The sequence below is a fragment of the Pseudomonas moraviensis subsp. stanleyae genome (assembly GCF_036283065.1).
GTDB lineage: Bacteria > Pseudomonadota > Gammaproteobacteria > Pseudomonadales > Pseudomonadaceae > Aquipseudomonas > Aquipseudomonas stanleyae.
In genome coordinates, this window is record NZ_JAADJI010000012.1 from 234,530 (window position 1) to 247,640 (window position 13,111).

Annotated in this window: 2 protein-coding genes; both read right to left on the bottom strand. The window is 65.0% G+C overall.

The annotated features are described in order from the left end of the window. Positions 1 to 11: 11 nt before the first annotated feature. The gene (locus tag GXB78_RS22585; RefSeq protein WP_329517068.1) at positions 12 to 11,735 is read right to left on the bottom strand and encodes a BapA/Bap/LapF family large adhesin; all 11,724 of its coding nucleotides are present in this window, start codon (positions 11,733 to 11,735) and stop codon (positions 12 to 14) included. A gap of 421 nt (positions 11,736 to 12,156) precedes the next feature. Next, on the bottom strand, positions 12,157 to 13,101 hold the full coding sequence (locus tag GXB78_RS22590; RefSeq protein ID WP_329517069.1) for an alpha/beta hydrolase: 945 nt from the start codon (positions 13,099 to 13,101) through the stop codon (positions 12,157 to 12,159). Positions 13,102 to 13,111: the final 10 nt, after the last annotated feature.

Consider the following 13,111-nt stretch of genomic DNA (forward strand, 5'->3'; position numbering starts at 1 on the left):
GATGCCTTGTTTCAAACCACTTGAATGCCGTTCTGCACCCACAAGTGGTGGCTCGGATCCTCCTGCGCCGTGTATTGAACATAGTCGATGCCGTCGGCCTGCTGCGTGCCATCGGCGACCCAGCCATCGGTCATGTGCACGCTGTCCCTGTCGTCACCCTTGATCAGCAGGGTGTTGTTGTCCGAGGACGTGATCGCCAGCAGATCGCCGAGGTTCAGCGTCAGCGCAACTGCACTGGAATGGTTGAGGTCGAGGATTTCGACGTTGTGGATCTTGCTCTGCAGATCGCCGAGGTTGATAGACACGTCGCCACCGGCCCAGAGCAGGGTGTCGGTGCCGCTGCCGCCATCCACCGAAGCGAACTGCTGGTCGGCGATGATCAGCGTGTCGTCGCCACCGCCACCCTGCAGGGTGACGGCGCCGCCATGCGAGCCGTCGAGGGTGTCGTTGCCCTCGGTGCCCTGGATCAGCTCACTCCCAGCGGCGTGTGCCAGACCCAGGTCATCGCTGGCCAGCGCCGAGAACGCGGTACTGGCGAAAGCGCCGGCCTTGTTCAGGTCGATGGTCAGCGTTGCGGTATCGACGGTGCCGTTGGGGTGGGTCAGTTGATAGGTGAATATGTCTTCCTGACCGATCACTGCATCGGTCAGCCCGGCCTTGAGCGTGTAGGTGTAGTTGCCGTTGGCCTGCACCAGCAGGGTGCCGTAGTTGCCGACCAGCGAGACGCCGTTGTAACCCGGCGCTACATAGCTGCCAGCAACCAACACGCTGAGCAAGGTGTACACCGAGCCCAACACATCGGCGCCGCCGCCTGCGGTGTCGGTGAGCAGGTTGCCTGACACCGGTGTGTAGCTGCCGACCACGAACTGGTTGTTGTAGGTCGCGACGTTGATCAGGCTGGTGTTGACGCTGGTCAGCAGGCCGAGGCCGCCCACCGCTACTCGTACCTGATAGCTGCCGGCGGTCTGGTCGTCGAACCTGATCCCGTAATTGCCACCGCCGAGATTGAGCAGGGCGTTGCCGCCGTAGCTTTTCACCAGCACGTACTGGTTGGTCGCCGTGTTGAGTTTGTACAGGCCCACCGTCATCGAACCGAGCAGGGCCAACAGGTTGCTCGAGTTGACCACCACGGTCAGGTCACTGACGGTATCGGCCGCAACCACGGTGTTGTAGTTACCGCTGCCGCCGCCCAGCAGCACATTGAACGTGCCGAGGGCGGAGTTGGTGGTGACTTCGCGATTGACCAGAGTGACGTCGGTCGAGGCGATGTCCGGCGTGGCATCCACCAGCAGCGCCGGGCTGCCAAGGTTGGCGTCGTTCCACACTTCGCTGGCTTGCGGGCTGTCGATGCGCACGTACAGATTGGCGGTGTCGCTCAAGCCGTTCGGGTGCACCAGTTGATAGTTGAACACGTCGACCTTGCCGACGCTGCCCACGCTGCCGTTCGGCTTGTAGCTGTAATTACCGTTGGCGTCGATGGTCAGCGTGCCGTACAGCCCTTGCACGGTGGTGCCGGCACCGGCGCTGACCCAGGCGCCGTTCTTGAAAATCTGCAATTGCGCGCCGTTGTCCGGACCGGTTTGATCGGCCGTGCCATCGACGCCGACGTTGGTGATGACGTTGCCGGTCACCGCTGGCCCGGCAATGCCGTTGAACTGGCTCAGGCTGCTGACGTCCAGTTGCAGCTGGGTATTGACCGTGGTCAGCACGCCAATGCCGGTGCTCGACACGGTCAGTCGGTAATCGCCTGACAGCAGGTTACCGATGTCGACCCGCACGCCTTGGCCGGCCAAGGCAATCAGATCGAGCAAGCCGCTGGCGCCGTTGACATCCAGGGTGACCCAATTGCCGCTGGCATCCTTCACCTGCAGGGTGTAGACCACGCCATCGATCAGCGAAATCAGGCTGCTGGTAGTCAGCGTCAGGGTCGGATCAAGACGGGTACCGCCGGCCACGGTAAAGGTGAAGGTTTTCGAGAACCCGGCCAGCAACGTGGTGAACGAATCGTTGAAGGTCTGCGATGCGGTGACCGGGGCCAGGGTGACGGTGCCGACGGCGAGGTTATCGCTGGCGACCACCGGCGCGTTGACGTCAACGTCCGGCGCGGTGACGTTGGCGGCGACCGAAACGTTGCCACGTGCGTCGCTGAGGTTGATGGTGAGTTTTTCGCCATTGATCTGCGCACTGCTCAGGGTGACGGTGAACACGCCTAGGTTGTTGACCGTGCCGGTGCCCAGAACGCTGCCGGTGGCCGACTTGATGGTGACGGTGGCGCCGGCCTCACCGGTACCGGTGACGGTCAGGCCGTCGGCACCGACCAGCAACGCCGTGGCCGCCGCCGGAGGCGTGAGGTCTGGCGCCGTTGCGGTTGCCGCGACCGATACGTTTCCGCTCGGATCGGCCTGGGTGACGCTGAGCACCTGGCTGTTGATCTGCGCCGAGGCCAGCACCACCGAGAAGCTGCCGTTGGCGGCGACGGTCGCGGTGCCGAGCACCACACCGCCGGCGCCTCGTACGCTGATGGTCGAACCGGGCACGCCGACGCCAGTGAGCAAGGTGCCGCTGCCGTTGACGCTGACGCCGGTTGGCGCGCCGGGGGCGGTGACGTCTGGTGCGGTCAGACTGGCGTTGGGCGACAGATTGCCGGCCGGGTCGACCAGACGCACGGTCAACAACTGCCCATCCAGTTGCGCGGTGTTCAGGTTGAAGCTGAACGTGCCGCCGCTGCCCACCGTGGAGGTGCCGATCAGCGCGCCGCCCGGGCCGTAGACGTTGACAGTTGCACCGGCTTCACCCGTACCGCTCAAAGTCAGACCGTTCGCAGCGAGCGTCAGACCGCTGGCCGCGACCGGTGCCTGCACGTCAGTGGCCGTCAGGTTGAATACCGGCGACAGATTGCCCGCCGGGTCTGCCTGCTGAACGATTAGCTGCTGGCCATTGAGCTGCGCGCTGGACAGTTGCACGGTGAAATTGCCGCCGGCATTGACCACGGCGATGCCGAGCACGGTGCCCGCCGCGTTGGTCACGCTGACTGTGGCGCCGGCTTCACCGGTGCCGCTGACAGCCAGACCGGTGCCGTTCAAGGTGACATTGCTCAGCGGTGCCGGCGCTGTCGTATCGGCGACGCTGAGGTTGGTCGCTGGCGAGACGTTGCCCGCCGTATCACTCTGCGTGACGCTCAGTTGTTGGCCATTGAGTTGTGCAGAGGACAAGGTCACCGAGAACGAGCCATTGCCCGCTACCGTCGCAGTGCCCAGCACCGCGCCGCCAGCACCGCGCACGGTGACAGTGGCGCCGGCTTCACCGAGCCCGCCGAGCACCAGACCGGCGCCGCTGAGCACCAGCGCCGTCGGAGCCGCCGGAGGGGTGATGTCTGGCGCGGTTACGTTAAGGCCGGGCGAGGTGTTGCTGGACGCATCGGTCTGTGTCGCACTGAGTACTTGGCCGTTGACCTGCGGCGCATTGAGCTGCGCGCTGAAGGTGCCGTTGGCGCCCACCGTCGCATTGCCCAGCACCACGCCGCCAGCGCCGGTGATGGTCACAGTTGCGCCGACTTCGCCGCGTCCGGTAACCAGCGTACCGCTGGCGTTGACTGCCAGATCGCTGAGGGGCGCCGGCGCCGAGGTGTCGCCAGCGGTGATTTCAGTCGGCAGCGACGCGCCCCCCAAAGGAGTATTGGCAGTGACTTCGAGGCTCTGGCCGTTGGTTTGCGCGGGCGTCAGCACCACGCTGAACGTGCCGTCCTGGCCGGTGACGCCGGTGCCGATCAGACTGTTGTCCGGGGCATAGACATTGATGGTGGTGCCGAGCGCCGCCGTACCGGTCAGGGTCACACCATCGGCAGTCAGCACAAGATTATCCGGCGCATCCGGTGCCGGAACCGCCGGGACAGTCAGGCTGGCGTCCGCGGACACGTTGGTTGCGACGTCGGTCTGATTCACCGTCAGCACCTGGCCGGCGGTGATGCCCGGATCCAGATCAATCAGGAATGTACCGTTGGCCGCCACTGTGCCAGTGCCGACCACGTTACCCAGCGCGTCGGTCACTTCCACCGTCGCGCCGGCTTCGCCCCGACCGGCGAGCTGGCTCAGATCGCCGCTGATGGCCAGACCGGTGACGGCATCCGGAGCGGTGGTGTCAGCCGCTGGGTAGAGCAGCGTCGGCGATACGTTTTGCGCCTCATCCGTTGCGATCACCGACAACAACTGACCGTTGGCCTGGGCCGGATTCAGCGTGATCGTGTAGGTGCCGTTGCCCAGCGCCACCGCTGTGCCGAGCACGGTGCCGGTGGCAGACAACACCGTTACGGTGCTGCCGGCTTCGGCAGTACCGGCGAGCAAGGTGCCGGCGCCGGTCAGCGATGTGACTGTCGGTGCGATCGGTGCAGTACTGTCCGGCGCATTGACCAAGGCGGGCTCGGACAGGTTGTTCTGCGCATCGGCCTGCACGACGGAAAGTGCACGGCCATCGATTTGCGCGGCGGACAGGCTGACGCTGAAGCTGCCATCTGCGGCCACTGTCGCGGTGCCGAGCACCACGTTGCCGTCGCGTACGGTGACGGTTGCCCCAGGCTCGCCGGTACCGGTGACGGTCAAGCCGTCCGGGCTGACGTTGAGGTCGGCGACGTCCAGCGGATCGGTGCTGTCGCCCGCTTGCACCGGCGCTGATGGCGAAGTGTTCGACGCCAGATCGGTCTGATTGACGCTCAGCAGTTCACCGTTCACTTGCGGCGGATTGAGGGTCACGCTGAACGAACCATTGGCGGCGACGGTTGCGCTGCCAAGTACGGTGCCAGTGGCGCTGAGCACGCGCACGGTGGCGCCGGCTTCACCGGTGCCGGTCAGCGTCACGCCATCGGCAGTGAGCGCGAGGCCGGCGGGCGCAGCAGGCAGGGTGATATCCGGTGCAGTGACGGGGACGATCGGCGAAGGATTGCCCGCCGCATCGCGCTGGATCACCGACAAGGCTTCGCCATTGAGCAGCGGTTGGTCGAGGGTGACGCTGAAACTGCCGTCGGCCTGCACGGTGCCAGTGCCGACGATGGTGCCCAGCGCGTTGGTGACGATCACTTGCGCGCCCGCCGCGCCGGAACCGGTGATCAGGCTGCCGCTGGCATCGATATCGACATCGGTCAGTGCCGCAGGAGGCGTGCTGTCAGGAGCCGTCAGCGTGCCGGCAGGCGAGGCATTGCCGACCGCATCCGCCAACACCACGAACAGCGCCTGGCCATTGATTTGCGCCGGGGTCACGCTGATCTGGAAGCGTCCATCGCTGCCCACGGTGCCAGTGCCCAATTCGGTGCCATCGGCCGAGGTTATCCGGACAGTGGCGCCGACTTCGCCGGTACCGGTGAGCGAGTCGCCATCGGCATTCAGTAGCAGATCGGCCGGGGTCGCCGGCGGGGTCAGATCCGGTGCGACGACTGACACAGGCGCGCTGACGTTACCGGGTGGATCGGCCTGCTGCACGCTGAGAATCTGTTGATTGATCTGCGGCGGATTGAGGGTGACGCTGAAGGTGCCGTCGCCGAGCACGACGCTGGTGCCGAGCAAGGTGCCGTTGGCATCGCGCACGGTCACGGTTGCGCCCGGTTCGCCGGTGCCGATGACCAGCGCGCCCGAGGCGTTGATGTCGACGTTGGCCAGCGGATCGGGCGGAGTGAAGTCCGGTGTGGTCAGGTTCACTGCAGGCGAGTCGTTGCCGGCCGCGTCGGCCTGGACCACGGTGATCACTTCGGCGTTGGTCAATGCCGGGGTCAAGGTGAGGGTGAAGGTGCCGGTCGGGCTGACCACGGCGGTGCCGAGCACGTTGCCGTCACTGTCGATGACCCGCACCTGCGCGCCCGGTTCGCCGCGCCCGGTCAAGCTTGCGCCGTCGCCATCGATGTTCAGTTGCGTAACAGCCGCTGGCGCTGTGCTGTCGACCGACGTGAACGGTGTCGCTGCCGAGGTGTTGCCCGCCGCATCCGTCAGCGACACGGTCAGCGCCTGACCATTGGCCTGCGGCGTGGTCAGGGTGACTGCAAACGTGCCATCGATGCTTACGATGCCGGTACCCACCAGCGTACCGGCGGCGTTGTACACGTTGACTGTGGTGCCGGCTTCACCGGTACCCGAGAGCAAAGTGCCGTCAGCGCTTGCCACCAGCGCCGCTGGCGCATTGGGTGCGAGCAGGTCCGGGGCGATCAGGTTGACGCTGTTGGATTCGTTGCCAGCGGCGTCGGCCTGACTCAGGCTCAGAGTCTGACCCGAAGTCTGTGCGGGGCTGAGGGTGACGCTGAACGTGCCATTCGCTGCCACCACCGCACTGCCGAGAAGCACTCCGCCGGTGCCAAGCACGGTCACCGTGGCGCCGGCTTCACCGCGCCCGGTCAGGGCGGTGCCGTTTGGTGCCAGGCTCAGTTCACTGAGAGGCGTTGGCGCAGCGATATCGGCAGCGGTGTAGTCAGTCGGCGACGAATTGATGCCGGTGCTCGACGTCGCCACGGCGGACAGCTGTTCGCCGTTGAGCTGCGCGGCATTCAGGGTGACGCTGAAAGTGCCATTCGCCGCCACCAGCGCGGTGCCGAGCAACACGCCTGATGCGTTGCGAATACTCACGGTGCTGCCGGCGGTGGCCGAGCCGGTCAGGGTCAGACCGTCGGCGCTGAGGGCCAGATTGGTCGGTGCGCTTTCCGCCAGATTGCCCGGCGCGGTCACCGGACTTGCCGGTCCGGTATTGCCGGCGGCGTCGATCTGCACCACGGAAAGAGTCGCTCCAGCTACCGCAGCCGGGGACAAGGTGACGCTGAAGTTGCCGTTGCTGCCAACGGTGGCGGTACCCAACAAGGCACCACCGGCGTCACGCACTTGCACGCTGGCGCCGACTTCGCCGATACCGGTCAGGGTGGCACCGTTGGCGCTGACTGCCAGATCGCTGGCCGCCAACGGGGCAGTGCTGTCGGCAGCATTGACGATGGCCGGGGCCGACGGATTCCCCGCCGCGTCGGTGGCCGTCACGTTCAGCGCCTGGCCGTTGGTTTGCGGACTGCTGAGCGTTATTTGGAAGGTGCCGTTCGACGCTGCTGTGGTAGTGCCGAGGATATTGCCCTGGCTGTCGCGCACGGTCACCGTGCTGCCGGCCTCGGCGTTACCGGTCAGTTGCACGCCTGCCGCGTTCAGGGTCAAAGCGCTCGGAATCGCCGGCGCGGTCAAGTCCACGGCGATGACTTCAACCGCCGTCGAAACGTTGCCCGGCGGATCCTCTTGCGTGACGGTCAGCACTTCGGCATTCAGTTGTGGCGCGTTGAGGATGACGGTAAACGCGCCGCCACTGCCGACTTGTGCGGTGCCGAGCAAGGTACCGTCGGCGCTGCGCACGGAAACGGTGGCGCCCGGTTCGCCGTGGCCGGTGACCGTGACGCCGTCGGCATTCACCGCGACTTGGGTCAGTGCTGCCGGTGGACTGATGTCGGGGGCGTTGACACTGGTCGACGGCGAGACATTGCCGGCAGGGTCGGTCTGGCTGATCGCCAAGGCCTCGCCATTGGTCGGTGCCGGCGCCAGAGTCACGCTGAACGAGCCGTCCGCGCTGACCACGGCGCTGCCGAGAAGAGTGCCGCTGGCGGTGGTGACATTCACTGTTGCGCCAGCCTCACCCGTGCCGCTGAGGGTACTGCCATCGGCGCTGATCAACGGGTTCTGCACGGCGGCCGGCGGGGTGCCGTCGACGGTGATCACGCCGGTGGAAGTCGAGGTATTGCCGTTGGCGTCGGTCAGGCTGACCTGCAGGGTCTCGCCAGTGTTCTGCGCATTGGGCAGGGTGACCTGGAAGTTGCCGCTCTGATCGACCACACCGTTGGCCAATACATTGCCGGCGGCATCGCGAACCGTCACGGTGCTGCCGGCCTCGCCCTGGCCTTTGACCACGGTGCCGACGTCATTGATGCTGACGCCGGTAGCGGCGGCGGGCGGTTGCAGATCCGTGGCGATGATGCCGGCAGGTTGCGACAGGTTGCCGGCGGCATCGCTCTGGATCGCGGTAAGCGCCTGGCCATTGAGCTGTGCCGGCGTCAGCGTCAGGCTGAACGTGCCGTTGCTGGCGACCAGTGCCGTACCGAGCACGGTGCCCGTGGCGTCGGTGACAGTGACTGTCGCACCGGCCTCGCCGCGACCGGTCAGCGCCGTGCCGTTGGCATTCAACACGAGATTGGTCACAGCGTCCGGCGCCGTGCCATCGATCGCCGTCACCGTACCCGGAATCGAAACGTCACCGTCGGGACTCGTGGCGGTCACTTGGAGGACTTGCGCATTGATCTGTTTGGCGCTGAGCAACAGCGTGAAGCGGCCGAAACTGTTGATCAGCCCGGAGCCGAGCACAGCGCCGCTGCTGCTGGTCACCGTCACGGTGCAACCGGGCGTTCCGGCGCCGGTCAGGATGAAACCGTCGGCACTCAAGGCCAGATCGGTCGGGGTCGCGACCTGGCTACCGTCCGGACCGGCCAGCGGCACGACGGGCGAATCATTACCGCCAGCGTCGGTGCTGATGACCTCCAGATTGCCGCCGGGCTCGGCCGGTGGATTGAGGGTAACGACGAAGCGGCCATCCGCGCCCGCCGTCGCGCTGCCCAACGCAAGACCGCCGCCGGCGATGCTGACGGTGACCGTCGTGCCCGGTTCGGCAAGTCCCGACACTTGCGTGCCGGCGGGGTTGAGCGCGAGATCGCTGACCGCCACCGGCGGAGTACTGTCCGGCGCCGTGACGCTGCCGGGAAGCGAACTGTTGGTGCCGTCCGACACAACCACCTGCAGGGCTTCGCCATTGGTTTGGGCGGTATCGAGATTGACCGTGAAAGCGCCCGTGCCGTCAGCGGTGGCGGTGCCGATGACGTTGCCGTCGGCATCCAGCACTTGAACAGAGTTATTCGGCTGCGTGGTGCCGGTGACCGTGGCGCCCGCCGGATCGATGTTCAAAGCGGTCGGCGCTGGCGGTGCGGTGATGTCCGGTGCGGTGACTGGAGTTGACGGCGAGGGCAGCGCGCTCGCGTCGGTCTGGATGACGCTCAGCACCTGACCGTCGAGCTGGGCCGGGCTCAGGTTGACGCTGAAATTGCCGTCGCTGGCGACCACTGTAGTGCCGAGCACCGTGCCATCCGGTGCGCTGACCGTGACGGTGCTGCCGGCTTGGCCGGTGCCGGTCAACGTCACGCCGTTGCTGGCGAGCACGACATTGTCAGGCGCCAGCGGCGCGGTGCTGTCCGCCGCCGTCAGTGGTGTGTTCGGGGAAACGTTCACGCCGTCGGATTGGCTGACCTGCAGTTGCTGGCCTGCGATCTGCGGACTGTTCAGCGTCACTGTGAAGGCGCCGGTGCCATCGACGAGCGCGGTGCCCAGCGTATTGCCGGCCGAATCCTTGACCGATACGGTTGCACCAGGCTCGCCGGTGCCGCTCAGTTCAGTGCCGGCTGCATTCAGCGCCAGATTGGAAGGGGCAGTGGGGGCCTGGATATCCGGCGCTTCAACCGGTACCGGCGGGGAGCCCGTGGGCGAGCCATCGGTCTGCACGACGCTGAGGTTCTGGCCATTGGTTTGTGGCGAAGTCAGGGTGATTTCGAAGCGGCCGTTGCTGCCGACCACGGCGGTTCCCAGAACCGCGCCAGCGGCGTCGGTGACGGTAACGGTGGCGCCGGCCTGACCCGCGCCGGAGACCACGGCGCCATTGGCGGAAATGCTCACGTCGGACACAGCCACCGGTGTGGTCAGATCGGGTGCGGTGACGTTGACCGGTGCCGAAGGGTTGCCATCAGCGTCGGTCTGAATCACTTGCAGTTGTTGCGCGTCGGTCTGTGCGGGGGAGAGTGGAACGCTGAAATTGCCATCGGCGCCCACCGTGCCCGTGCCGATGATGTTGCCGGCCGGATCGCGCACGGTGATCGAAGCGCCGATTTCGCCCCTGCCAGTCAGCGCTTGTCCCTGACCATCGAGAGTGAGGTCGGACACCGCCGCCGGGGCTTGGGTGTCAGGCGTCACGTAGCTCAGCGGTGCGGAGCTGTTGCCAGCGGCGTCGCTGGCACTGATCTGCAACGTTTCGCCATTGTTCTGCGGACTGCTCAGTTGCAGGCTGAACGTGCCGTCCGCTGCCACCACGGCCGAACCGAGCACGTTGCCGTTGGCGTCGCGCACCGTCACGGTCGAACCGGGTTGGCCGCGTCCGCTCAACTGGGTGCCATCGACGCTCACCGCGATGTCGCTCGGTTGAGTCAGGCCATCGAGGTCGACGGCGATGACGGTCGCTGCTGGCGACGGATTGCCGGCGGCGTCGGTGACCTGCACGCTCAGCGCTTCCCCATCGATTTGCGCGGCGTTGAGTTGCACGGTGAACGTGCCATCGGCCGCCACCAGCGCGGTGCCGAGCAGCGTGCCTTGGGCGTTGGTGATGCTGACGGTGCTGCCGGGTTCGCCACGGCCGGTGACCGAGAGACCGTCGCTGCTCACGGCCAGATCCGTTGCAGCACTGGGGCCGGTGATGTCCGGTGCATTGAAGGTCACGGCCGGCGATTGCGCCCCGGCGTTGTTGACCGCGACGATACTGATGACTTCGCCGTTGGCCTGCGCGCGGATCAGCGTCAGCAGGAAAGTGCCGTCAGCAGCCACCGCGGCGCGCCCAAGCAATTCGCCGTTGGCGGCGCGGACTTCGATTGTCGTACCTGCGCGAGCGGTACCGGTCAGTTGGCTGCCGTCGCTGCTCAAACCGAGATTGCTCGGCGTCTGCGGTTCGACGATTTCCGGCGCGCTGACCGTTGCGCCGGACGAGGTGTTGCCTGCGGCATCGATGGCGTTCACGGTCAGCGGCTGACCGCCGGTTTGCGCAGGGCTGAGCGTTGCGCTGAAGGTGCCATCAGCTGCCACAACGGCGCTGCCGAGCAGCGTTCCATCGGCGGCGCGCACCTGAATGGTCGCGCCGGCTTCACCGGTGCCGCCAAGCTGGGTGCCATCGGCGCTCACGCTGAGGTTGCCTGGCGCCGCCGGCGCGGTGGTATCCGGCGCGGTAATCGAGCCTGGCGTCGACACATTGCCCGCAGGGTCGGTGAGCGTCACGTCGAGCGGCTGGCCATTGTTTTGCGGCGTACCCAGGTCGACCTGGAAACTGCCATCGGCGCCGACCGTTGCGGAGCCCAGAAGATTGCCCGCCGCATCGCGTACCTGAACGACGCTGCCTGCCTCGCCAAAGCCACTCAGCACCCGGCCATCGGCGGACAGGGACAGCCCGGTCGCAGGAGCAGGAGGCGTCGCGTCGCCACCGCCACCACCACCTCCGCCGCCCCCACCGCCACCACCCGTAGCGGCCGCCGCACCACCCGCGCCCAACAGTCCGAGTCCGGCGATCGCCCAAGCAGGCGTTGCACCGTCGACCACACCGACGCCAGCGATCAGCTCATCCAGCGAATTGATTTCTTCAAAGGTAAAGCCATTGAACGGCTCGGCGCTGTAACGGGCCTGCCACAGGGTCGCGTCGTCACCCTGAAACACAATGTCATTGGGCACGCCGTCAGGGCTGGTGACAAAGAAATTGGAGATTTTGATTTGCTCGCCAGACTTCAGATTGACAATCAAATCCTGACCGCTGCGACTGGTCGACGCCAGTTGGTCGGGACGGACCGGCATTTGTACAACTGACGGCTGGTTGAGCTGAACATTGCCCCAGTTCTGGGCAGTGAGCTGAGAATTGGCTTTGTCGGCAATGACGATGTTGTCCATTACTACTCCCTGTAATTGGCTGGGCGGACGTCCACGGATGGTTTTAAAACCATAGATAGGGAGTTGGAAAGGAGGCTGCCTGATTTTTGGCGAGTCGCGAAGTAGGCAATTTGCCAACGCTCATCTACTTGAAAGATAAGGATAAAAAGCAAGCTACCGTTTGTCGGGACGTTGGATCCAACCGATCTCTAGTTGAAACGAAATGTGTCATTCCCAAAATGCGCAGAACGTGCCGAAGAAAAAGCGCGAATCGAACCGTAACCGGGGATGGCATATCAATATTGAAATCCGAGAAGCCGGCGGTGCATTGCGTATCAGGCTTTCGGCGAAGGTATTAATCAATAAGCGTAAGAATGGCGACAAGCCTTGTATAAGAAATTGCGCTTTTTCGTTTCAGCGGTTTTTTCGCCGTTTGTGCATTTCATGCGCCAGCTATCGATCGCCGAACTGATCGAACGATATCCAGCGCCGCCTGATCGGTAACATCACCGGGGTACTGATCAAACATGTGTGGCGCCCCGGGATAGACGTGCAGTTCGACGGCAACCCCGGCGCGCGACAGGCGCATGCCAAACGCAACGTCCTCTTCAAGAAACAGATCCAGCGCGCCGACCGCCAGAAACGTGCTCGGCAAGTCCCTCAGATCATCTTGCAGGGCCGGGGAAAACCAGCCGATTTGCTGATCATCCAGCGCTTGGTCAGCGCGCAGGCACTGCCAGCAGAACTGGTTGGCTTGCGCCGGCCAGCCAATAATTCCTGTCGTATTGTTTTGCTGAGGCGCGGCGGCGCTGCCCGAGCGGCAATCGAGCATCGGATAAACCAGCACCTGCCGGGCGATGGAATATTCGCCGCGATCCCGCGCCAGAATCGCCAGCGCCGCTGCCAGACCGGCGCCAGCACTGTGCCCCATGACGATCACTTTGTCGGTGTCGATATTCAGCGTTCGCTGTTGAGCGAAGACCCAGCCCAGCGCGGTGTAGCAATCTTCGAGAGGAATAGGGAAGGGGTATTCCGGAGCAAGGCGATAATCGACGGCGACGATGATTGCCTGAAGTTCTTCTGCGAGATCGGCCAGATAGTCATCGGCCATCTCGGGGCAACCCAGGACGAAACCTCCACCGTGCAGGTACAGGATCAGCGCAAAGTTACCGTCCGGTGCTGCAGCGGCGGGCCGGTAAAGACACAGGCGCAAATCCTCACCGTCGTGGGCCTTTGTCCATAGGGTTTCACTGCGCGCGTGTTCTCGGGATTTGAATGTTGCGTGAACACGCTCACGAATCGCCGGCAACGTCTGCAACGTCCAGACCTGTGCACCGGGAGTCAGAAAACTTTTGAAGTCGGGATCAAGCAGTTCATGTGCTTTCACGTTCTGCCTC

Coding starts and splice junctions, on each gene's coding strand:
- GXB78_RS22585 (WP_329517068.1), bottom strand. CDS start 11,735: ATGGACAACATCGTCATTGCCGACAAAGCCAATTCTCAGCTCACTGCC.